At 42.0% G+C, this 24,769-nt stretch carries 18 protein-coding genes; 8 read left to right on the forward strand and 10 right to left on the reverse strand.

What is annotated here, in order from left to right:
* Window positions 1–157: 157 nt before the first annotated feature.
* From ccsA to VK179_08730, 4 genes are all read right to left on the reverse strand, one after another.
* Window positions 158–3,247 carry a cytochrome c biogenesis protein CcsA gene (gene ccsA, locus VK179_08715; protein ID HLO58807.1) on the reverse strand — a complete coding sequence of 1,030 codons (3,090 nt, stop codon included), beginning with the start codon at window positions 3,245–3,247 and terminating at the stop codon, window positions 158–160.
* A gap of 38 nt (window positions 3,248–3,285) precedes the next feature.
* Window positions 3,286–3,927, reverse strand: a complete 642-nt coding sequence (gene msrA, locus VK179_08720; GenBank protein ID HLO58808.1) for a peptide-methionine (S)-S-oxide reductase MsrA — start codon at window positions 3,925–3,927, stop codon at window positions 3,286–3,288.
* A 60-nt stretch (window positions 3,928–3,987) separates the two neighbouring features.
* Window positions 3,988–5,235: a hypothetical protein gene (locus VK179_08725; GenBank protein ID HLO58809.1), complete on the reverse strand. Its 1,248-nt coding sequence runs from the start codon at window positions 5,233–5,235 to the stop codon at window positions 3,988–3,990.
* Window positions 5,236–5,398: 163 nt separating this feature from the next.
* Window positions 5,399–6,205 carry a LexA family transcriptional regulator gene (locus tag VK179_08730; protein HLO58810.1) on the reverse strand — a complete coding sequence of 269 codons (807 nt, stop codon included), beginning with the start codon at window positions 6,203–6,205 and terminating at the stop codon, window positions 5,399–5,401.
* A 226-nt stretch (window positions 6,206–6,431) separates the two neighbouring features.
* On the opposite strand from VK179_08730, the gene dinB reads away from it, so the two are divergent.
* The 3 genes from dinB (at window position 6,432) to dnaE (ending at window position 10,985) form a co-directional block, all read left to right on the forward strand.
* Window positions 6,432–7,634: a DNA polymerase IV gene (dinB, locus tag VK179_08735; protein ID HLO58811.1), complete on the forward strand. Its 1,203-nt coding sequence runs from the start codon at window positions 6,432–6,434 to the stop codon at window positions 7,632–7,634.
* Window positions 7,635–7,790: 156 nt separating this feature from the next.
* Window positions 7,791–8,012 carry a hypothetical protein gene (locus tag VK179_08740; GenBank protein ID HLO58812.1) on the forward strand — a complete coding sequence of 74 codons (222 nt, stop codon included), beginning with the start codon at window positions 7,791–7,793 and terminating at the stop codon, window positions 8,010–8,012.
* Between the two features lie 30 nt (window positions 8,013–8,042).
* Window positions 8,043–10,985 (forward strand): DNA polymerase III subunit alpha, encoded by a 2,943-nt coding sequence (gene dnaE / locus VK179_08745; protein HLO58813.1) that lies wholly within the window; start codon window positions 8,043–8,045, stop codon window positions 10,983–10,985.
* A gap of 305 nt (window positions 10,986–11,290) precedes the next feature.
* Here dnaE and VK179_08750 read toward each other — a convergent pair whose 3' ends face one another.
* From VK179_08750 to sucD, 3 genes are all read right to left on the reverse strand, one after another.
* Window positions 11,291–12,034, reverse strand: coding sequence for a DNA/RNA non-specific endonuclease (locus VK179_08750; protein HLO58814.1), 744 nt, complete (start codon window positions 12,032–12,034; stop codon window positions 11,291–11,293).
* Between the two features lie 138 nt (window positions 12,035–12,172).
* Complete coding sequence (locus VK179_08755) at window positions 12,173–12,730, reverse strand: hypothetical protein (protein ID HLO58815.1); 558 nt, start codon at window positions 12,728–12,730, stop codon at window positions 12,173–12,175.
* A complete protein-coding gene (gene sucD, locus VK179_08760) occupies window positions 12,720–13,607 on the reverse strand; it encodes a succinate--CoA ligase subunit alpha (protein HLO58816.1) in 888 nt (295 codons plus the stop codon). Before sucD ends, VK179_08755 begins: the two co-directional genes overlap by 11 nt.
* A 168-nt stretch (window positions 13,608–13,775) precedes the next feature.
* Here sucD and mnmE point away from each other — a divergent pair, with 168 nt between their 5' ends.
* Entirely contained in the window at window positions 13,776–15,176 is a 1,401-nt protein-coding gene (gene mnmE / locus VK179_08765) for a tRNA uridine-5-carboxymethylaminomethyl(34) synthesis GTPase MnmE (protein HLO58817.1), read from the forward strand.
* A 251-nt stretch (window positions 15,177–15,427) separates the two neighbouring features.
* On the forward strand, window positions 15,428–17,173 hold the full coding sequence (locus VK179_08770) for a T9SS type A sorting domain-containing protein (protein ID HLO58818.1): 1,746 nt from the start codon (window positions 15,428–15,430) through the stop codon (window positions 17,171–17,173).
* Between the two features lie 84 nt (window positions 17,174–17,257).
* Here VK179_08770 and VK179_08775 read toward each other — a convergent pair whose 3' ends face one another.
* Together VK179_08775 and VK179_08780 are read right to left on the reverse strand one after the other, a co-directional pair.
* The gene (locus VK179_08775; protein HLO58819.1) at window positions 17,258–18,406 is read right to left on the reverse strand and encodes a hypothetical protein; all 1,149 of its coding nucleotides are present in this window, start codon (window positions 18,404–18,406) and stop codon (window positions 17,258–17,260) included.
* 137 nt (window positions 18,407–18,543) lie between these two features.
* Window positions 18,544–19,734: an OFA family MFS transporter gene (locus VK179_08780; GenBank protein HLO58820.1), complete on the reverse strand. Its 1,191-nt coding sequence runs from the start codon at window positions 19,732–19,734 to the stop codon at window positions 18,544–18,546.
* Window positions 19,735–19,922: 188 nt separating this feature from the next.
* Here VK179_08780 and VK179_08785 point away from each other — a divergent pair, with 188 nt between their 5' ends.
* From VK179_08785 to VK179_08795, 3 genes are read left to right on the forward strand one after another with little or no spacing between them, the layout of a single operon-like run.
* On the forward strand, window positions 19,923–22,271 hold the full coding sequence (locus VK179_08785) for a copper-translocating P-type ATPase (protein HLO58821.1): 2,349 nt from the start codon (window positions 19,923–19,925) through the stop codon (window positions 22,269–22,271).
* Window positions 22,272–22,325: 54 nt separating this feature from the next.
* On the forward strand, window positions 22,326–22,898 hold the full coding sequence (locus tag VK179_08790) for a DUF4256 domain-containing protein (GenBank protein ID HLO58822.1): 573 nt from the start codon (window positions 22,326–22,328) through the stop codon (window positions 22,896–22,898).
* Window positions 22,895–23,413 carry a dihydrofolate reductase family protein gene (locus VK179_08795; GenBank protein HLO58823.1) on the forward strand — a complete coding sequence of 173 codons (519 nt, stop codon included), beginning with the start codon at window positions 22,895–22,897 and terminating at the stop codon, window positions 23,411–23,413. The genes VK179_08790 and VK179_08795 overlap by 4 nt, the downstream gene beginning before the upstream one ends.
* Window positions 23,414–23,418: 5 nt before the next feature.
* Here VK179_08795 and VK179_08800 read toward each other — a convergent pair whose 3' ends face one another.
* Window positions 23,419–24,747 carry an Nramp family divalent metal transporter gene (locus VK179_08800; protein ID HLO58824.1) on the reverse strand — a complete coding sequence of 443 codons (1,329 nt, stop codon included), beginning with the start codon at window positions 24,745–24,747 and terminating at the stop codon, window positions 23,419–23,421.
* Between the last annotated feature and the right edge of the window lie 22 nt (window positions 24,748–24,769).

Consider the following 24,769-nt stretch of genomic DNA (forward strand, 5'->3'; position numbering starts at 1 on the left):
TCCAAACGGGTTATCGCGGGACCCATTGGTTAATGTACTAATGTGTTAATGTGCTAATGTGCTAATGTGTTAATGTGCTAATGTGCTAATGTGCTAATGAGTTAATGTGTTAATGTGCTAATGAGTTAATGTGCTAATGAGTTAATCTGCGAATAAATCAGTCGACAAAGTCCTTTACCTGTTTACGTTTAAAATAGGAAACAATTGATACAAAAGCTATTACGGCCAGGGTGTAATAAACAAATGAAGGTACCGGCAATGGATCGCCTTTCGCATAGGAATGTAATCCCGACAAATAATAGTTTACACCAAAATAGGTCATAATTACTGTTGAGAATCCAAGTAATGAGGCAAGATTGAATGAGTAACAGCTTCTCATTCCGGGTATCATCCGCATGTGGATAATAAAGGCATATACAAGCACTGTTATAAGGGCCCATGTTTCCTTGGGATCCCAGCCCCAGTATCTTCCCCATGATTCATTTGCCCAAACAGCTCCCAGAAACACACCTATAGTGAGCAAATACAACCCGATAGTCATCGATAACTCAATTGTATCGGTAAGTTCAGCAACCAGGTTACCGAGACGAACCTTATTAACTTCCGAAATGAAAACAATTAGTACAAGATTCAGAAATCCCAAAAGGGCACACATGGCAAGGAAACCATAGCTTGCTGTTATGGTTGCCACATGAATTACAAGCCAGTTTGATTTAAGCACAGGAACCAGGTTGGTTATCTGGGGATCCATCCAGCTCAGATGGGCAACAAACAGTATGAGTGCTGAAAGCACAGATGTGACGCTTAGGGCAACCGGCGACCGCGCTGAAAATACCAGTCCGGCAAGAACTGTAGCCCAGGCAACATATGTTAAAGCCTCATAACCGTTACTCAAAGGAGCATGACCTGACACGTACCACCTTACTATTAATCCTACAGTGTGAATACTGAATATTAAGATTATTAATATAGTAGACAATGCTACAGGAAGCTTTACTTTAATACGGTCAAACAGCAGCGAAACGAACTGAAACAGCAGCAAAACAAATCCGACAAGACCATAAAACTTTGAGATTCGTGAAAAAATATCCGATTTGTTTAATAGCAATTCGGCAGAAATACTCCTTGATGAAGGAATTATTTCTGCAGAATATTTCTGCTGATACCTGTAAATGGCCTCCAATATTTTCTCCGGGGTATCCCAGATGCCAGTTTGCATGCTCTTTTGCACCTCCTGTTCATACAGGTTCAACACATGATTTGTAAATGTTGAATCTTCAGTGATTGCTTTATTTTTAACTGATTGATAAGTATACCATGTTTGAGAACTGTCACCGGGAACCGGGAAAATTTTTAGCAATCCGCCAGAGAATACAAGATAACATATGTTAATTTTTTCATCAAGCCGGATCAATTCATTATCAGTTTTTGAGCGCAACGAAGGTTTCTTCCTGAACGCTTCAGCCACTGAGGCTTCCAGAACATAGCGGTCATCCCTGAAAAAATCGAAGAAACTGAAATACTTTTTGTCGACCCCGACCATTTCCCTGATTTCCTTATTGGATACCCTGATAAGCGGTTCATATTGCCATGTCATCGGATCGCTCATCATTCCCAGGAATACCTGGTCAGCATTCATACCCTTATACCGGTCACTTCGGTATAGTTTACGAAGAACCTGAGAGCTCAGCGTATTTAAGGGCTCAATCCTTCCATCGTTATCCTGTACGAGCATCCGTCCGAATAATCGGGCATGGTCAGCTTTCACCGGTAAAGCAGGTTTCACTTCCTGCGCAGTTCCACAAATTGCGGAACCCATTAGAAGAACAATAATTAATTTCGATGGAAGAGACGCACTCCTGTGAGTCTTTTCGATCTGTTTACTGCGTTTTGATAGTTTTATAAACCTGCTGTTCTTATTAAAAACGCTGAGAATCATGCCCAATGCCATGAGAATATATCCCGAATAGGTAATGGTTGTACCGGTTAAATCATGGTTAACCGAAAGAATGGTTCCCCTTTCATCGGGGTCATAAGATGATTGGTAAAATCTGAATCCTCTGTATTTTAATATATTATTCATGAAAATGCGTTGTTCCCGGGTAATATTCCTTTGCGTGTCGGTCAGAACAACGCGACTTTCAAAAGAAGAAGGACTGGTGGAACCGGGATAACGCTCAACTATGAAATCGTTAAGTTTAAGTTCAAAAGGTATTTCTATCTGTGCTGATCCATAACTAAATATAATTTCAGTATTATTGATCTCTACAGGTTGAGCCTCGCCGGTCCTACCGGATGTCCCTGACAGAATAATTTCCTTTTTTTCGGAACCTGAAGATACTTCAAGTACGACAGCATCCGGGAGTTTTCCCTGCTCCTGAGGTAATTGCTGAACTGCAATTTTTGCATCCTGTAAAAACCGATTTAATACAACAACTTGATTTTTAAATTTATACAGAACTCCCCGATCGAATAAATGTGTTTCTCCGGGCCTGAGGATTGTAAAATTCTGAGAGCCCATGCCGGTTAAAGTTACAGGGAAACCGGCTGTAAAAAACAGGGAATCACCGTGAAAAGTTAAAACTACTGTATCTGAATCCTTTTGATTCTCTTTAAAACTAAAAACATAACCAGTCATTTCCGTGTTACTTTCCTCCGAAACCAGTATACTCTTCCTGCCTGTTTTGTCAGCGTATATCAATTCGGCTGCCGGTATCCCTTTATCCACAGGAGCAATTGTTTTATAAGCGTTAGGAACAAAGTTTTTAAGCTTTACTTCAACAGACTGATCTCCCAGTGAAATTTTATGGTCAAACCTGTTTTTACGGAATTCGTCGAAGGTAACTCTGATATTCCGTGAATATGAACCTTTGCTAATTTGAATGTAAGCTTTATCGGTGAGTACATGGTTGGTTGATTGGCCTTCCCTGATAGATACACTTCCCTCCCAGCCTGTATACCTTGTAAGAAATGCTCCTGCAAGAATCACTATAAAAGCTATATGGAAAAGAAAGATTGTCAGGGTTTCTTTCCTGTATAATTTACGATTAACAATACGGCCAGTGAGATTTACAGCACCCATGAGCAGCAGCAATTCAAACCACCTGGCATTATAAACCAGTACTCTTGCTGATGAACTGCCAAAATCGTTTTCAATGAATGTTGCAATTCCGACAGAAAGAGCAAATACAATAAGGATTACTGCCATTAACTCGGCAGAAAATAAAAAGGCGGTGATTTTTTTCATTACCTGAATATTTAAAGGTATATCCAGGTGTTAAAGTACTATTTTTCCCTGAGCTTATCGGCAAACACTTTTTTGAATTTTTCAATCTTCGGAGTGATTACCATCCTGCAATAGGGCTGTTCGGTATTATTGAAGTAATATTCCTGGTGATAATCTTCAGCTTTGTAGAAGTTTGAAAATGGCTGAATATCAGTGATTACAGGATTATCCCAGATATGGGCCTGGTTTAACCTGTCCTTCATTTCCTGTGCCAGCTTATGCTGTTCTTCGGTATGATAGAAGATTACAGAACGGTATTGGGTTCCTACATCAGCACCCTGGCGATTGAGAGTTGTAGGATCATGTGTTTTCCAGTATACTTCAAGAATTTCACTTAAAGAGATCTCATCCGGATTATACGTAATCTGGCATACTTCAGCGTGCCCTGTATTACCTGTGCACACTTCTTTATATGAAGGATTTTTGACATGGCCTCCTGAATAGCCTGATTCAACCTTATAAACGCCTTTTAATTGCTGAAAAACAGCTTCCACGCACCAAAAACAGCCGGCGCCAAGTGTGATTGTGTCCAGTTTACCCGGTGATGTCATAACCGATTCGATATTTTCATGTTTATCCTGCGCACAGGATGTATTTAAAATCCCTATAAAAATAAGTGTTAAAAAGGAAATTCTGATCATGATCCTTCAAGCATTTTTGAACTGCTGTGATAACACAGGAAGGCATTAAATGTTCAGGTGTTACTTGTTGGCAGTATTCATTTCATCCTCGAAAAACAAAGGAGGCATGAATTTGCTTACCTGGGCTGTGAATCCCTTATTGACAATTACAGTGTAACAGGCTATGTATTGCCATTTATCGGTTAATTTATTATAAAAGAATGAGTTATTAGTGGTATTAGAATGATAGGGTATTACAAAAGCATAACCGAATTTGAGTTCATTTACCGAGGTACAAAGCTTGTTTTTTTCAAGATAAGTGTACAGCATACGGTCGGCATGAATTATAGCTTCACCTTTCTTCACTTCGTCCATCATTGAAGCTGGGTTAAATTCATCAATCACAACAATCTGGTCATGCCACTTAAACACTCCGCATGGATTCAGGGTATCGAATTTCGCCACCACAGATTGATCGGTATATTTTGCCAGTTCTTTTTCCCTTCCCTGCTTATCAAGCAAATCAGAAATAGCCGTTGCCAGGGCCAATTCCTGTTTATTGAAGAATTCACCGCTGAGTGAAGAACCGCTGAGCCTTCCATAATTCTTACAGTAGGAAAGTAATTTCCCAGCTTCATTCAGTTTTTCAATACTGTCGCTTGCAAGCATAGGCTGAAATACCTTATAGAAGAATTTTGAATTGTTTGTCAGGACAGCCAGGTCATATTCTGAACCCACATCAAAAATAAGTGCCTGAACATATGCGTTATATTGTTCGAGCGTTTTAACTGTTTCCGGGAGTTTATTCTCATTGGCATATTTAATGGCAAGTCCTGTAAGCCGCTGAGCTTTATTATATGCTTCAAGGGTGGCCGGTGCGATCCAGCCATCAAAAACCTTTTTAAAATTCTTTTCTTTCAGAAACAGCTTCTGGTAATAAATCCGTTGAAGCTTAATCAGGTTATAGGTATTCAGTTCATAATCACGGTAGAATTTCACCGAAGCCTGGTCGCTGCGAAACTCCGAGCGTTTAAGTTTTTGTTCAACAAGATCTTTGGCCTGATCAAGATCCTCATTCACAACGTATTGTTGATAAGTCTGCACAAACAAAGTATGATCCAGTTCCCGTTGGTAATTCAGGTATGAAACATCCCGGATTTGCTTATTATGCTGAATTTGTTGCTCAAGGTATTTTATCCTGTTATCAATGCTGTCAAAAAATACCGGTGATACCGCAGGAATGGCACGTTCCTGGCCGAGAATAGAAAATATGGGCAAAACAGTCGATGCAAAAAGAAGTACTGATACTATTTTTACCCGGTAAGGCATTGGGAAACTGCTTTTTACAGGTATACGAGATTACACCCCGTAAGTTAGCAATTTCTGAGATTTATGAACCATACAATCAGAATTACGACCCTGTGTTTCAGAACAATTGTCGGGTTTCAGCATTCAGCAATGATTTGATGAATGCCTGTTTACTTTACACCAATTATTCCCGGTTTCCCATCCGGCTTTTGAGAATGTTGAGATCCTTTTTAAGACCGGCAACAGTACGGATGAGTTCATCCGAAGGAATCATGGGATCAGGAATTTCCGAACTGATATAATTCACGAATTTCCAGATCTCTTTTATTTCACTGGCATGTACTTCAAAGGGTTCATAAATGGGATTAAGCGAGAACAGCCTGAGCATATTTTCGCTTTCCATAAGGTTTTCCACGATTTTGAAAACAATGCCCTCGTCCAGGGTCAGCACAATATAGCCATGGCCATTAATAATGCTGTTCCAGTCCTGAACAAACTCTCCGGTTACATAAGACCCGTCAGGAATGGGAAGCATTGAATCGCCGCTAAGCTGGAAGGTCCTGTATTTTTTCTGCCGTGAAAGAAAAGGCAGCTGAAAAACAGGCAATTCCCTTATAAATTCGGGGTCGGCGAAACCGGTAGCATACCCGGCTTTGGCTTTAACGGAGACAAGCTCGATATTTTCCTCGTTATTGCTGTTAACGGTGGTGGCAAGAACCCTGATGTTACTGCCTTTGAGATAGACATCGCCGCCGCGTTCAAGCTGGGAAAACTGGCTTTCGGTGAGAGTTCGCAAATCGATTTTTATAAGGGTATCGATTGCGACGCCAAAATACTTTGAAAATGCAACAAGCGCCTGGATTGTAGGCAGGCTTACTTCATTTTCATAACCACTGAGCGTTGACCGCTTCATGTTGAGCGCAAATGCCACATCGTCCTGGGTGCGGCCTTTTCTCTTGCGCAGGAGTTTGATATTGGAGGAGAAGAACATAATGTGTGGGTTTTACTATAATTATCTTCGTTATTCATAAATCGGTGTTCCTTGTTCGATATTCATTTTATTCATTAATTAACACCGAATATCGAACACCGATTTATGATTTAAGAGCTGGTGCCAGCATCCAGCATCTTTCTTTTTTAACACTTTTTTTCTTGTAAATATACTACATCCTGATTATATTATGATCATAAATATTGATTATTTTATAATCATTTTTATGTTTTTATCAACAACATCAACGGAAAGCAGTGCGCGGAGTATTATCCACTTCGATCTGGATAGTTTTTTTGTATCGGTTGAGCGGCTTATTAATAACAAACTGAACGGAAAACCGGTTGTAATAGGCAGTTTATCGGGTCGCGGGGTTGTCTCCAGTTGCAGTTATGAAGCACGTAAGTTTGGCATTCATTCGGCCATGCCTATGAAAATGGTTCGTCAGCTGTGTGCGGATGCCATTGTGGTTCGGGGTGACATGGACCTGTACAGCAAGTATTCAAACATGGTAACCGAAATTATTGCTGAACGGGCACCCGTGTATGAAAAAGCATCCATCGATGAACATTATATCGACCTTACCGGAATGGACCGGTTTTTCGGAACTCTCAAATGGACACATGAACTGCGCCGGGATATCATGAAACAAACCGGTTTGCCTATATCATCAGGATTATCTGTAAATAAAACCGTTTCAAAAATTGCAACCGGCGAAGCCAAGCCAAACGGGGAAAAGGAAGTCCCCGCTTCACTCGTCCGTCCTTTCCTTGATCCTTTGCCTATCAGCAAAATTCCTATGATCGGTGAAAAAACCTTTCACCTTCTGCGTTCAATGGGAATAGCCACCATAGGCACATTGGGACAGATACCGCCTGAAATGATGGAGAAAGTTCTTGGCAAAAACGGTATCGAAATCTGGAAAAAAGCCAACGGCATTGACACAACACCTGTCATTCCCTGCTGGGAACAGAAATCGATAAGCGCCGAAAGAACTTTTGACACCGATACAACGGATATCGCCATGCTCAACAACACCATTGTAAATATGGTGGAGAAGATCGCTTATGAACTGCGCAGGGAGGAAAAGCTCACGTCATGTGTTACGGTGAAAATAAGGTATTCAAATTTTGACACACACACCCTGCAGCAACGGATCCCTTACACATCATTTGATCATAAACTGATCGACCTGGCAAAATCGCTGTTTCAGCGACTCTACCAGCGACGCATGCTCATCCGGCTTATCGGGGTGAAATTCAGCCACCTTGTAAGGGGAACGCCTCAGCTCAACATGTTCGAGGATACCCCTGAAATGGTAAGGCTTTACCAGGAAATCGACAGGATGCGGAAAAGATACGGCAAGAACGCGGTCGTGCGGGCAGTGGGGGCAGGAAGAGATGAGAGGAGAGAGGGGAGTAAGGAGTAGATGCTGGATGCTGGATACTGGATGCCTCCGGACTCATAGGTCCCATAGGTCGCATAGGTCCCGGAAAAACGAACACAGAACAAGGAACACCGATTTACGATTTAAGAAATTTTCTAACAGACTAAAGACTAACAGACTAAAGACTAACAGACTAATATGAAGCGATTGTTTTTTCTGAAAAATGACGGGTGGACAGAAGAAGAAATCAGCGGCAGAATGCTGCAGTTTACCCAGGAAGAGCTCGTTCTGTGGGCTTATGCCATGATGGAACGAAAAAATTACAGGAATTATCTCATCACTGAAAATCCGGAAAGAGTATTGACCCGCAAAATCCCTGAAAGCCATGTGATCAAAATGCCGCTTTCCGATGTGGGATGATGCTTTAAACCATGTTATGTTATAAGAAAAATGTATCTGAACTGTCATTCATATTATAGCCTCCGCTACGGAACCATGCCGGTTGAAAAACTGGTGGCCCTCGCACAGCAAAACGATGTGCGCACTATGGCCATGACCGATATCAACAACAGTATGGGCATGATGGATTTTATTTCGGAATGCCGGAAAGCGCATATCAAACCGATCGCCGGAATAGAATTCAGGGACGATGATCACAAACTTCTTTATATTGCCATAGCCAAAAACAATAAGGGATTCCGTGAAATCAACGAATTCCTTACAGCACATAACCTGGGGAAGACTCCCCTGCCCGTTCGTGCACCTTCATTTGACAACGCCTGTGTGATTTATCCTTTCAAAAACCGTATTCCGATTAAGCCCGAAGAAAATGAGTTTATAGGTGTAAGGCCGGGTGAAATTAATAAGCTGGTTACTTCACGGTATCGTTACTACGAACAGAAACTTGTAGCACTCATGCCTGTAACCTTTGCCAGTTCAGAAGAACATGAATTGCATCGCCATCTTCGCGCGATCGGAAATAATACGCTGTTAAGCAAGATTACCGATGACGACGTGGCCTCACCCAAAGAACAATTTATACCACCCGATTTCATACCCGTACTGTTTTCTGATTACCCGCAGATAATGAAAAACACTGAAAGACTGTTGGATGAGTGTTCGGTGGAAATGGATTTTGATACAGTGAAGAATAAACGGATCTTTACTTCGAGCCGTTACGACGACCGGTTGTTGCTTGAAAAACTGGCCCTCGACGGCATGTCGTATCGCTATGGAAAATCAAATGCAGAAGCCCGGAAACGCATTCAGCACGAACTTGAAGTGATTGATAAAATGGGATTCTCAGCATATTTTCTGATCACATGGGATATCATCCGGTATTCAATGAGCCGCGGCTTTTACCATGTCGGCCGTGGCAGTGGCGCCAACAGTATTGTAGCCTATTGCCTTAAAATAACGGATGTCGATCCTATAGAACTTAACCTGTATTTTGAACGGTTTATTAACCCCAAACGCACTTCCCCGCCCGATTTTGATATCGATTTTTCATGGAAAGACAGGGATGAAGTCCAGGATTACATTTTCAAGCGCTATGGGAATAAGCATACGGCCCTGCTCGGAACGGTAACCACATTCCGCGACCGGTCGATCTTCAGGGAATTGGGAAAAGTTTACGGGTTGCCTAAGGAAGAGATTGACAGGCTGGTTGATTACCCCGATGCTTCGGTGAACAGGGATGAAATCACTGAAAAATTATTTTCAACGGGAAACCGGTTGATGGATTTCCCCAATATCCGGAGTATACATGCCGGCGGGATCCTCATATCAGAAGAGCCAATAACCTGTTATACTGCTCTTGATCTTCCTCCAAAAGGTTTTCCGACCACCCAGTTTGATATGTATGTCGCTGAAGCCATTGGTTTTGAAAAACTGGATATCCTGAGTCAGCGAGGTATCGGGCATATCAATGAAAGTGTTGATATTATCCGCCAGAACCGGAGTATCAAGGTGGATGTGCACAGGGTCTCCGATTTTAAGAAGGATAAAAAGGTAAACCAGCGCCTTTATAACGGTGAGGCTATCGGTTGCTTTTACATCGAAAGTCCCGCCATGCGCGGCTTACTTAAAAAACTTAAATGTGACAATTATCTTACCCTGGTTGCAGCCAGTTCAATCATCAGGCCCGGAGTAGCCAAATCGGGTATGATGAAGGAATACATCAAACGTTTTCATGATCCTGATAATATCAATTACCTGCATCCGGTGATGGAATCTCAGTTAAAAGAAACCTTCGGTGTTATGGTTTACCAGGAAGATGTTATAAAAATATGCCATCATTTTGCGGGACTTGACCTGGCTGATGCAGACATTCTGAGAAGGGCAATGGCAGGGAAGTTCAGGTCGAAAGGTGAATTTGACAGGATCCGCCAGCGGTTTTTTGATAATTGTGCCGAACGGGGCTATCCCGAAACACTTACGGCCGAAGTGTGGCGCCAGGTGGCCTCTTTTGCAGGATATGCGTTTTCAAAGGCCCATTCGGCATCCTATGCCGTCGAGAGCTATCAGAGCCTTTACCTGAAGACCTATTATCCCCAGGAATTCATGGTAGCTGTAATCAACAACTTCGGGGGATTTTACCGCACCTGGGTATATTTCAATGAAGCCAGGCGGTCAGGTGCCTCAATCAACTTGCCCTGTGTGAATAAGAGCATGTATAAGACCTGTATTTACGGCAGCGATATTTTTGTCGGTTTTATCCATATTGCAAATCTTGAAGCTAAAATTGCCGAAACCATTGTGAGTGAGCGCCTCCGTGAGGGGGAATATACAAGCCTTGAGAATTTTATCTGCCGTGTTCCGGCAGGTATTGAACAGCTCGTTATTCTTATCAGGCTTGATGCTTTCCGTTTTACAGGCAAAACAAAAAAGGAATTGCTTTGGGAAGCCCATATGCTTCTTGGAAAAGCAAGCAGGCAAACGGATATGCCCATGCTTTTTGCTGAAAAATCAAAGACATTTAAACTTCCTGCTCTTGAACAGACTAGGCTTGAAGATGCCTATGATGAAATCGAATTGCTTGGCTTTCCGGTTTCCTGCACGAGTTTTGATATGCTCGAAACGAGATATCGCAGCAATATTTCTTCATCAGAACTTATTCAGCATGTGGGTAAAAAGGTAAAATTATTGGGTGATCTTGTAACGATCAAATATGTACATACGGTTAAAGGCGAATGGATGCATTTCGGATGCTTTCTGGATATTCACGGCGAATTTTTTGACTCCGTTAACTTTCCCAATTCTCTGAAAAACTACCCGTTTCGTGGATACGGGGTTTACCTGATCCTGGGAACTGTAACTGAAGAATTCGGATTTCCCAGTATCACTGTTGAAAAAATGGCTAAGCTGCCGTTTAAGAAGGATCCGAGGTATTAGTTTAGCTGTTTAGCTGTTTAGGGGTTTAGGGGTTTAGGGGTTTAGGGGTTTAGGGGTAGGAAACTTCTTAACTCGTAAATCGGTGTTCGGTGTTCGGTGTTCATTACTGGGACCTATGCGACCTATGGGACCTATGAGACCGTGGTATCCGGCATCTGCTACGGCAAGCTCAGTATCCGTTATCTCTCTTTACAGCGCCCTTCTTGTGCAGGCAGATTGCTTCGTCGCGATACTTGCTGCTATAATCATAATCAGGACATGCTCCTCGCAATGACGATCTTTTGCATCCCCATCCAGTCCCCAGCCTACTGTTCCAATGCCTTAAAATTCCACTTTGTAAAATCCTTTGAGGCTTCGATTTTGTTTTCAATGTCATCAGGAAGTGCAGGAAAAAAGTCGATTCCTGTTATCTTTTCGAGTTCATCAATAGATACTGCGAATGTTTTGGGAGCTCCGGATGCTACATTGCTGCTCATAACAAAACCTATAGCCCTTTCACCGTTCATATCAAGAACAGCTTTATAGTACCTTAAAGGAATACTGATTTTATCAGAACCAAATGAACCGAAAGGTGCATCTGTAATTACAGGTCCCGCCACTATATAAAGGGTATAACCTTCTTTTGCCCATTCGCGGATCAGTAATTCAGTCTTTCTCCATACATTTTTATTGAACGTAGGCTTCTGAGGCGCAGTATTCGAAGTCAGATATGTCTCTTCGGCAGCTTTCGGCAGGTTTAACATGTCTTCAACCGGTACCATCTGACCCATAATAAACCCGGCATCTTTATAATTTTTAACCGAAGCTGAACCGGTAGTTACCATGGCATCCTCCGTGAATTTTTCCTTTACACTGCCGGTTGCTTTTGCCTGTTCAGCGGTCAGCTGATAAGCCACCCATGAAGGAAGTTCGTAGCCTTCATTGTATGAAAGAGTGAACCGGGTGTGTTTAACCTGCTGCTCCCTTGGCATTGAAGCGGGAAGCTCATACTGCTGGGCAAAAAGACTGATGCCGGAGAGTGAAACAAGGAAGATGACGGCCTTTTTCATATGTTTTTTTTCATTTCATACGATAAAAGGAGGGGAATGGTTAGAAAACGAATGTGCCAATGTATTAATGTGCCAATGTGCTAATGTTTCTTGTTGGCACATTGGCAAATTGACACATTGGCAAATTAGCACATTAATTCAGTCCCAATGGAACCAAATCTCAGTCGACTTGTCGCCCTTTGAAAGGAACTGTTTTATTTCGTAGCGCGGAGAATTGCAATTCGCCAGTTCAAGGGCCTTTCTGGTCCAGCCTGCAATGCGATATTCTACCGATTCATCAATCCTGTCGAATTTAAGTATCCGCAGGATGGCATTATTTGAATCGGTTATAGTTGCTTCAATTTCACTGGGTTCGTAAAATGTAGTAAAAATTTTGGAAGCTCTCTGCAAAAGAAACTGTGGTGAAGCAATGAGCAAAAAAACTTTGTAAAATCCTTTAAGGCTGATCTCAGCGCTCCAGCTTCCCAACTGGTCACCCCCGGTTTTACGGTCGCCACGGTAGCATATTTCTACTATTTTTTCTACAGGAACCGAGTAACCATCAAGATAAGGATACCATGCCGTGGCATCAATAGTTGAAGTAAAGAGTTTTTTTGAATCGGGAGTCAGCGAACCGATCCAGCGGTCATACAAATCAGGAAACTTAGCTTTTACAAAATCACGGGTTGTCCTTACTGCAGTGCCTTTAACTTGCATATGAGTTGTTTTTAAGTGCTTTCACCATGGTAGCAGCAATTTCCGCAGGAGATTCCACCACATGTATTCCGCACTCTCGCATGATCTTCATCTTTGCCGCTGCTGTGTCTTCCGCGCCTCCGATGATAGCTCCTGCATGACCCATTCTCCGACCTTTCGGTGCTGTTTGACCCGCAATAAAACCTACAACAGGCTTTTTACCATTATCTTTAATCCAGCGCGCTGCATCGGGCTCCATACTTCCCCCGATTTCGCCTATCATTATAATGCCTTCTGTTTCATGATCTTCCATGAACATCTTCACTGCATCAAGGGTGGTAGTACCAATTATCGGATCTCCACCGATTCCGATGCATGTCGATTGTCCCATCCCCGCTTTTGTAACCTGGTCAACTGCTTCATAAGTGAGGGTGCCGGAGCGGGAAACAATCCCGATATGTCCTTTACGGTGAATAAAACCCGGCATAATTCCTACCTTGGCTTCACCCGGTGTAATAATTCCCGGACAATTAGGACCAATAAGCCTTGTTTTTGAGCCTGACAGATATTGCTTGACTTTTACCATATCAAGAGTAGGTATGCCCTCGGTGATGCATACAACAACCTTTATACCAGCTTCGGCGGCTTCCATAATGGCATCGGCTGCAAATGCAGCGGGTACAAAGATGACAGATGTATCAGCTCCTGTGTTTTTAACTGCATCCGCAACGGTGTTGAATACCGGTCTGTCCAGGTGGGTTTGCCCGCCTTTACCAGGAGTAATCCCACCGACAACCTGTGTACCATACTCAATCATCTGCTGTGCATGAAAAGTGCCCTCACCACCGGTAAAGCCCTGCACAATAATCCGCGAATTTTTATTAACCAGGATACTCATTCTTTCTTTAAATCTTGCGGTTCCAAAAATAATATAAATAAATTATCAATGCGTATTTGAAGATGAATTTTAGATTCGGGGGCTGTAGCCTTGGGACCGCAGGTTCATCAGCGGTCTAAGACCGATAAATTGAATAAATCAATTTCATTTATTGTATTTTTGCCGATTATGTATTCCAAAGAAGATACGATTTGTGCCATATCAACCCCTCCCGGGAAAGGTGCCATAGCGGTTATACGCTGCAGCGGACCTGATGCACTGGCTGTTTCCGGTCGCATAACCCGGTTACCTGGCGGTTTGAACATTACCGATCTTCCTGCCAATACAATTCACTACGGAACCATCCATAACGAGAATGAAATCATTGACCAGGTAGTTGTAAGTATTTTCAGGAAGCCTCATTCGTATTCCGGAGAAGATACTGTTGAAATCAGCTGCCACGGCTCGCCCTTTATCCAGAAGAAAATCCTTGAGTTGCTTGTAAAAGCCGGAGGCAGGCTGGCCACCGCCGGTGAATTCACTATGCGTGCGTTTCTCAATGGAAAACTTGATCTTACCCAGGTGGAAGCGGTTGCCGACCTGATTGCTTCAGGTTCGGAAGCTTCACACCGCATTGCCATTAAACAAATGCGTGGCGGTTTTACAAAGGAAATCAAAAAGCTCAGGGATAAATTGCTGGGATTTACATCGCTTGTTGAACTTGAACTTGATTTCAGCGAGGAAGATGTTGAATTTGCCGACAGAAGCGCTTTAAAAACATTGATTGAAGAAATCATTCTTACGCTGAGTACCCTAAGTGAATCATTCACGCTTGGAAATGTCATTAAGCATGGCATCCCGGTTGCCATTGCCGGAAAAACAAATGCCGGAAAATCGACACTGCTTAACCTGCTGTTAAAGGAGGAAAAGGCCATTGTTTCGGATATTGCAGGCACTACACGTGATTCTATAGAAGATGTCATCAGTATCAGGGGATTGCACTTCAGGTTGATTGACACTGCCGGACTGCGTCACACCGAAGATGTAATTGAAAAGTTGGGCATTGAACGCACATGGCAAAAGATCAGCCAGGCGTATATAATCCTCCAGGTACTCGATAACAACAGCAAGGCTGAAGAAATAACCCAGCTTTCAGAGAAACTCGGCAATGATTCTTCAAAGAACAGGATCATTGTATTGAATAAAATCGACAGACTGCCGCCTGAAAAATTACAGGAACGGATGACTGAATTCGGAAAGCTGCTTAACGATAATGAAAAAATAATACCGGTCTCTGCATTGAATGGCACCAATTTGACCCTGCTTGAAGCTGCATTGATTGAATCGGCCGGTTTTACTGAAAATGAAGAAAATGACGTTATCATTACCAATGTGCGTCATTTTGAGGCACTTGACAAAGCTCTTTCTGCCATGAAAAGGGCTGAAGCCGGGTTAACCAGCGGCCTCCCCGGCGACCTCCTCGCCCAGGATATCCGCGAAACCATTCACTATCTCGGTGAAATCACAGGCGAAATCACCACCGACGAAGTGCTGGGCAATATTTTCAAAAATTTTTGTATCGGGAAATAGTTACTTGACTTTGCCAAATTTCAGTATTATCTTTATATACCTATTATTGATTATTTCCAGTCCTTCAATTGATTATAAATCTTGTTTTGAAAGCTAACCAGGCTTTTTTCGTCGCCCTTTAGTCTAATCTTTTCCGGTTATTTATAATGGATCACAAATGCAATGATTGATCAGTAAGAGAATACCATTCAACCTCAAGTACTTCTGTCAATGATCACTTAATTAACTAAAAATAACCTAAAGCCTGAATTATGAAAACCCTGATTTTATTGGTGTTGATACTTGCAATGGTACATCTGTCTTACGGACAGGATGTAAATATACCCGATGCAAATTTTAAAAATGCCCTGATATCCGCGGGAGTTGACACAAACGAAGATGGGAAAATCAGCTATGCTGAATGTGAGACGATAAAGAAACTGGATGTCGGTTATAAGAACATTTCAGATCTGACAGGGATTGAAGCATTTGTAAATTTAGATACACTTATTTGTTACGGAAACCAATTAATCAGTCTCAATGTCAGTAATAATAGTTCTTTAGTATTCTTATACTGCAGTCAAAATCAATTAGTAAATTTGGATATTGCCGGTTGCATAGCTTTGATATCTTTAATCTGTGACTGTAATCAACTTACCAGTCTGAATTTTACAACTAATACTGCATTAAATTATTTGGATTGCCCTGCCAACCAATTAACCAGCCTGGATGTTACAAATAATCCGGCATTATCACACCTGAATTGCTCTTCAAACCAGTTAACCAGTTTGAATGTTTCCGGTTGTCATGCTTTAACACATTTATCCTGTTTAGGCAACCAGTTAACAAGCCTGGATGTTTCCGCTTGCAAGGGACTTACCTATTTGTCCTGTGATGGCAATCCAATGATGGATGATTTGAATATCTTTGGTTGTACTTGCCTTACATACTTGGGTTGTTCTTGTAACCGGCTGACCAGCCTGGATGTTTCCAATTTTGTTGCACTGAAAGATATGGATTGTTCGTTTAACCAGTTAACCAGCCTGAAAATTTCAGGTTGCACAGCTCTCGAAAATATTGAGATCTTTGATAATCAGTTAACAGAATTAGATGCTTCCGGCTGTGTTGCTTTGACCTATTTGAGAATTTTTAACAACCCGTTAGTCAATCTGGATGTTTCTGGTTGTATCGCTTTAGAAGATCTTTATTGTATGGACAATACATTAGCCAGCCTGGATGTTTCCGGATGCAGTGCTCTTCAATACTTATATTGCTACAATAATAAATTAACCAACCTTGATGTTTCCAGTTGTATTTCTTTATCATTTTTGAATTGCGCCTATAACCAACTAGCAAGCCTAGATATTTCCGGTTGTATTGCTTTATCATTTTTGGGATGCACCAATAATCGCCTAACCAGTCTGGATGTTTCCGGTTGTGTCGGTATTGAAGCTTTGGACTGCTCCAATAATCAGTTAACCACCCTGGATGTTTCTGTTTGTAATGCTTTATGGTCTTTGTCCTGCTCAGGTAATCAGTTAACCGGACTGGATCTTTCTGCCTTAAGTGGTTTATATATACTGAATTGTGGTGGTAATCCATTCACCATCCTGGATCTTAGCATGGATACGGCATTAATAAATCTGTCGATAAATGACATGCCTGCCCTTTCTAAGGTTTGTGTATGGGAAATACCTTTCCCTGTTCCTTTTGATACAACAAACAGTCCGAATGTTTATTTTACGAATGAATGTGTAATCAATTCTTTAAATCCAGTTAAAGCATCTGACAAAATAGGATTATATCCAAATCCGTCCAATGGTATGCTGAATATAAAGATTGAAAAGGAAAATGATGCTAAAATTGAGATTTATACAATCACTGGCAAACTGATATACAGTAAAGGATTTAATTCAACATCTGAAAAAATTGACATTTCAGGCTTCCCGGGGGGTATATACCTTGTGAAGGTGAAACAGAACATGGAAGTTATTGTTAATGAACTTGTTCTGAGATAATTACTCCATTATACCACTAACATGATTGTTTTAAGTTTGTAAATATAGCCGTTTGTTTTGGCTTTCACTGCAGTATTGATGGGTCTAAAAGTTATACATCAGGCTTAACAGCAACCGGGTTCCGCTGATACTCTTGGAATTGATGATATTTCCCCTGTCGCCATAATCAATAGTACCCATCCAGGCAATATTTTGCTCCACTTCGAATGCAATCACTGACTTACCTGATGTATATGAAATTGTGGGCGTAATGCGTATAAACCGGTCAATACTTTCCCCGAGTCCAAATGTATTCGGGGCGTTAATAAACGGGGCAATCAGATCTTTTCCTGTACCCAGGTTCTTTAAATATCCGCCGAACAAACTTCCTTTTAATTTGGCTCCATATGAAATGTTTCCCCATAAAAACAGATGCCTGAAATTTGAGTATTGTTCATAACCGCTTACTGTATCGAAAGAAGATATTCCATATCCTCCCAACATAAGGCTTTCACTCGTGTTGGCAGCTAATATTGCTTTTCCGCCAATGGTGAACTTTCCGGGTTTAACCTGGCCGTAAGCCAAAATAGCACCACAATCCAATGCTTCACGGGTCTTTGTCCTGGACTTATCAATGGGGGATTCAACATAAGAACGAGGCATAAGTCGTTTATAATCAATACCTAAACCCAAAACCGTATTTTCACTTTTATACTTAATCTGTGCATGCAAATTAGGTATAAGTGAGTTGTTCTGGTAGGTAAATACTTTTCCGGAAGGTCCGCTGTTGTTATAGTCATTTTGATAAGATGCCGAAAGAATAAGATTCAAATTTCCCATTTTGTGGGTAATTGTAATCTGATCACTGCGGTTGAAAGGCTGAAATGGTGCGCCCATACTTAATGCTGCAATTCCCGGCAACACATCCATTGAGGCAAGCGGATGCCAGGCTCTTCCCACCAATAATTCGGTTTTTTCCCAGTTAAATTTTACCCATCCCTGCCTGAAACGCAATGTCGCGCAGTTCGCACGTGCCGTGAAATCAAATTCCAGTAATCCCGACGTCTTAGCTCCGAAAGCATCCGGCCCAGAAATACCGAATTTCAGCCGTGAAGCAAACGATAAAAGCGTCATGTTGGGAACTTTGTTAAGATCGTCGCCATTGATGTCAGGCGACTCCGGTAAAGGATATAATAAAACCATTCCATCAAGCGCATCCAGATTTTTGCGGTTATCATAAAATAGGTTGTTCATGATGAATCCTGAGATTTTAACCTCCGCAGGCTTTTCTGAATTTGCTGCTTGTTGGGAATAGATTGGAAGTAGTGTTATAATGCTAAAAATGAATAAATAAAATATCCTCATTATATTAATTTTATTTTGGAATAATACTATTTATTGTTTTCAGGGGATTTCATAAAAAGTACAGGAACAGTTCCCAATAAAAGCAATATGCCTGCAGCAATGTAGGAAGTTGTGTATGTTCCGGTCTTCAGAACGGCATAGCCCCCCAAAATAGGTCCGATAACCGCAGCGATTCCCCAGCCCGAAAAGACCAGTCCATAGTTCACACCCAGATTCTTAATACCGAAACGGTCAGCTGTGATCGAAGGCATTAGTGAAAACAGTGAACCATATGCCAGACCGGCAATGGCAGCTCCCGCAATGAGGGCAGGTATTGACTGATACTGGCTGAATATGAACATATTCACCGCCTGGATAAGAAATACAAGGATAAGTGATGGTTTACGACCAATTTTGTCTGAGATTAAACCAACTAGTATTCTGCCCAACGCATTAAAAAGCGAAAGAACAACAACCAGCAGAAATCCTGCCTTCCAGCCTGCCTGTGTTTGAGCGATACTTGCCATATGGGCGATAAGCATTAATCCGGCTGTTGCTGAAAGCAGAAAAGTAAGCCACAGCAAAAGTAACTCCCGGCTTTTAATGGCATCCTTCCATGAAATACCGTTAATTGCAGGCAAAACAGTTTTGCTTTTGGAATCGCCATTTTCCGGCGGATTTCTCAGAATCAAAGAAAAACCAACTATTGTAAGTAAGGCAATAACGCCCAGAATGAAGAATGTGTACTGTATTCCATACTTTTTAATTAAAAAAGCAGTCAGGGGCGCAATATAAACCGGAGCCAAACCGACTCCTGAAACCACGATACCGGAAATCATTCCTTTTTTCGAAGGAGGAAACCATTTAATGGCACAGGGTGTGGTGGCTGCATAACCCAATCCCAATCCTACTCCACCGAGAATACCAAAGGTAATCACCATGACGACCGGTGTAGTAGCAAAGCCGGAAGCAAATAAACCCAAACCTAAGAGTACTCCTCCAAGCATAGCTATGAATCGTGGCCCATATTTATCCTGGGCCCTTCCGGCAAAAATCATGATAAAAGCAAATATGGCAGCCGAAAAAGTAAACGGCAGGGATGCTGTTACATCGTTCCAGCCCCATTCCGTAACCAGTGCTTTTTTAAATACACTCCACGCATAAAGCAGTCCTAATATCAGGTTAATGCCAAGCGCAGCACTGGTTATAATCCAGCCAGTCGTTTCTTTTGGTTTCATATCAAATAGGATTGAATAAAAGGCGTGAATTTATTCACTCATTTTTCATAAATATTTTAACAAAGAAAATCAAAAAAATTAATTTTCCTTTTTTTGCGCGATGAATTTTGTTTCCTTCCGTGGTATGAATGAATTACAACCCGCCAAAACAATTTGATACGAATATTGTATGTATCAAAAAGTTGATTATGAAGACCAACCCTGAAATCAATAAAGATACTCTGCAGATGGCAGGAGGCGAACTGTATATTTGCCCGATGCGCTGTGAGGGTGACAAAACTTATCCTGAAGCGGGCAGATGCCCTGTATGCGGAATGTATCTTGTTCCGGTCAAGGGAGGCATTCAAAATACAACCCATCACGAATCACATACGCATGAGCATCAGAAAGTGGCTGATTCGGAACAAAAAGAACCGGTTAAGAATGATGGGGTGATTTACACCTGTCCCATGCACCCTCAGATCAGGCAAAACAAACCCGGAAACTGTCCGATATGCGGTATGAACCTGGTTCCTGAAAAGCCACAGGATTCAGATGAAGAAGAAATAGCGTACCGGAAAATGGCAAAGCAATTCTGGGTGGCTTTGGCTTTTTCTATCCCTGTATTTATCATAGGGATGTCGGATGTTTTTCACATAAGGCTCCATGCCATGGCACCCATGAAGGTATGGGGTTGGATCCAGCTCGTACTGGCAGCCCCTGTTGTATTCTATTCTGGCTTTGACTTTTTTAAGCGTGGCTGGAGTTCTGTTGTCCGGAAATCACCGAATATGTGGACCCTGATATCGCTTGGCGTGGGTGCAGCTTTTGTTTTCAGCGTATTAGCGCTTATAGCTCCCGGCATATTTCCCGGACAGTTTAAAGATACAGAGGGAAATGTTCACCTTTACTTTGAAGCAGCCTCGGTGATCCTCACTCTGGTTCTGCTTGGACAGGTTCTTGAACTCAGGGCCCACAGCAGAACGAATTCAGCTATTAAAGCATTGCTGAACCTGGTTCCCCCGGTGGCACGCCTGGTGGAAAATAACGAAGAAAAAGAAATCCCTCTTGAGCATGTGAAACCAGGTCAAACACTTAGGGTAAAACCCGGGGAGAAAATACCGGTGGACGGTATAATTACTGCTGGAAATGCGGTTATAGATGAAAGCATGATCTCCGGTGAATCAATGCCGGTTGAGAAATCAGTTAATGACAGGGTAACTGGCGGAACCATCAATGGAAGAACAGCATTTGATTTCCTTGCTGAAAAAGTGGGCAGCGATACACTGCTTTCGCAAATCATTGAAATGGTCAACCAGGCAAGCAGATCAAGAGCGCCCATACAGCGGCTTGCAGATGTGGTATCAAAATATTTTGTTATAATAGTTGTATCGGTTGCCATCTTAACCTTTGCCATATGGGCTGTCTGGGGACCCGACCCTGCTTATCTTTACGCTTTTGTCAATGCTGTATCGGTTTTAATTATTGCCTGTCCGTGTGCTCTCGGACTGGCTACCCCGATATCCGTTATGGTGGGCACTGGTCGTGGTGCTCAATCTGGCATTCTTGTAAAAGATGCCCGGGCCATTGAAGAAATGAATAAAGTGGATACATTGATTATTGACAAAACAGGAACAATTACTGAGGGAAAACCCTCCCTGGTATCTTATAAGTCATTTGGCAATCTTTCTGATGACGATGTTCTTAAGTATGCGGCATCCATAGATGCAAAAAGTGAACATCCGTTAGCTGAGGCTATTGTTAAAGGAGCCCGCGAAAAAAAGATTCCCCTGGTTGAGATGAGCCACTTTGAATCCCTTACAGGGAAAGGAGTTCAGGCAACAAATGATGGTAAAAAAATATTACTGGGAAATAAGAAAATTATTGATGAGTTAAAGGTTACTCTTGAAAAGGATAAATCGGAGACAGTGAAGAAATGGCAATCTGAAGGAAATACAGTAGTATACCTTGTAATCGAAGAAAAAGTCGAGGGTATTTTAAGTGTTGCTGACAAAATAAAGGAAACCTCTTTTGAAGCCATACAAGACTTACGGAAAAATGGTGTTAAAGTAATTATGTTAACCGGAGATAATGAGTATACAGCCAAAGCGGTTGCTGAAAAGCTTCATCTTGACGATTATAAAGCGGATGTTTTACCTGAAGATAAATACAAAAAAGTAAAGGAACTCCAGCAAAAGGGTAATATAGTGGCCATGGCGGGCGACGGTATTAACGATGCACCTGCACTGGCACAGGCCAATATAGGCATTGCCATGGGAACAGGTACCGATATCGCTATGCAGAGTGCTGAAATTACTCTTGTTATAGGCGATTTGAAAGGGATTGCCAAAGCAAAAGACCTAAGCCGGAGAGTGATGAGGAACATCAGACAGAACCTGTTCTTTGCCTTTGTATACAACGCATTGGGAGTGCCTATCGCTTCTGGTTTGCTATATCCGTTTTTTGGAATATTGCTGAGTCCCATGATTGCAGCAGCTGCTATGAGTTTCAGTTCCGTTTCAGTAATTGCAAACGCATTGAGAATCAGGTTGAAATAAATATAGCGCACAAAAGATACTTTGAATTGTTATCATTTAAAATAACAGTTGATTATGGAGACAACTTCAGCGAAAAGGCAATTGACTTCTGAACAACAGACAAAACTGATAACCATTTTAAAAACCCGCTTTGAGAAAAACAGGAACCGGCATAAAAATATTCAATGGGATAAGGTATTGCAAAAAATCGAATCAAAACCCGAAAAATTATGGTCCCTGTATAAAATGGAGAATACCGGAGGTGAACCGGATATCATAGGATATATCGAACAAACAGGGGAATATGTATTCGTTGATTGCTCTCCGGAAACTCCTGCTGACAGAAGAAATGTTTGTTACGATGATCAGGCCCTGGAATTACGCAAGGAACACAAACCAAAAAACAGTGCGTTAGGCATGGCTGCGGAAATGGGCGTTGAAATACTTACCGAAGATCAATACCGTGAACTACAGAAACTGGGCGATTTTGACACAAAAACTTCAAGCTGGATTTGGACACCGCCGGAAATCAGGAAACTTGGCGGGGCTCTTTTCTGCGACCGGAGATATGATCACGTCTTCGTTTATCATAATGGAGCTGAATCTTATTATGGTGCCAGGGGATTCCGTACTGTTCTGAAATTATGAAGGTAATCCTTGTCTTCGTTCAAAGTCTTGACGGGAAAATTACAAAGTGGGGCTACCCTATAGTCCGTTCCTGGTCTTCAAAGGAAGATCAGGATTACTTTTCATCGCTTATGAAAAAAAGTGAACTTACCGTGGTGGGCAGTAATACATATAATTTCGATCCGTTTAAACCATCGCCGGGTCATTTGCTTGTAGTAATGACAGGACATCCTGAACTCTATAGGACTATTCAAGGGAGTATAGAATTCTCAAACCTTTCGCCTACTGAACTTGTAAAGGAATATTCAGCCCGTTATGATCAAATGTTAATGGTCGGAGGACCTCATTTGGCTACCTCGTTCTTCACGGAAAACCTGATTGATGAAATATGGCTTACTATTGAACCCAAAATTTTCGGTTCAGGCGGCAATTTTGTAACGGATCAAAACCTGGATATCCGGCTTCAATTGAAAAGTCTCGAAAAAATCAATAACTCCGGTACTCTTATTTTAAAATATTCAGTTTTAAAGCTGTAAGAAAGTCACAGAACTGCAGAAATAAGCAAATACACATTAAAACCAATTACAACTCCCGCAATAATCCACACCGAGGTTTTCAGCCATGTCTTATTGGCAAATTCACCCATTTTTCTTTTGCTGTTGGTAAACATCACAAGCGGCACAACAGCAAAACTGAGTTGCATGGAAAGAATAACCTGGCTTAAAACAAGCAAATCGGCAGTACCTCTCTCACCATAGGTTATTGTTACGAAAAAGGCAGGAACAATGGCAATAAGGCGGGTAATTAGCCTGCGTAACCATGGCTTTAACCGTATATTAAGAAATCCTTCCATAACAATCTGGCCGGCAAGGGTTCCGGTTAAAGTTGAGTTCTGACCCGATGCCAGCAATGCAACTGCAAAAAATGTGCTCGCCATGGCGGTTCCCAGGAGCGGAGCCAGAAGCTTGTGCGCATCATTTATATCGGCAACCCCGGTATTGCCAGATGTATGAAAGGTGGCAGCCGCTACGATGAGAATGGCCGCATTAATAAAAAATGCAATGAAAAGTGAGCCTGTACTGTCAATTGTGGCATACTTAATGGCCATCCTTTTACCTTCGTTTGTACGGGGATAATTCCGGGTTTGCACAATACTTGAATGCAGATAAAGATTATGAGGCATTACAGTGGCACCAAGGATGCCTATGGCAATATAAAGCATGGATACATTGCTGACGACTTCCTTTCGGGGCATCAAACCGGATAACATCGGCATAAGATCGGGCTTTGCCAGAATTATTTCATAGAGGAAACAACCGAGTATGGTGATAATCAGAACTGCTACAATGCTTTCAATCATCCTGAAGCCTTTATATTGAAAAAATAAAATGATCAACACATCAAGAGATGTAATCAGAACACCCCAGGCCAGGGGTATTCCAAACAGCAGGTTGAGTGCAATGGCTGATCCTATCACCTCGGCCAGATCACAGGCAGCAATGGCAAGTTCACATAGTATCCACAAAATGAAATTGGTAACCGGTCCGTAATGATCGCGACAGGCCTGCGCCAGGTCCCGTTCTGCTACAATCCCGAGCTTGAGCGATAAATGCTGCAGGATCATAGCAAATATGTTTGATATAAGAATAACTGATAACAGGGTAAAACCAAACTGTGATCCTCCGGCAATGTCGGTTGCCCAGTTGCCAGGGTCCATATATCCGACTGCAACCAGAAGTCCGGGTCCTGCAAATGCGAACATTTTCTTCCACCATTTGGGTGTATCCGGAATTTTGATGGATGCAAATACCTCGGGAAGTGAATGGGTCAGTTTTTCTTTTCTCCACACTTTAACGTCTACATTTTCCATAACAGGCGATTTTGGAATAATA

It is taken from the genome of Bacteroidales bacterium, from assembly GCA_035299085.1.
In the GTDB taxonomy this organism is placed as follows: domain Bacteria; phylum Bacteroidota; class Bacteroidia; order Bacteroidales; family UBA10428; genus UBA5072.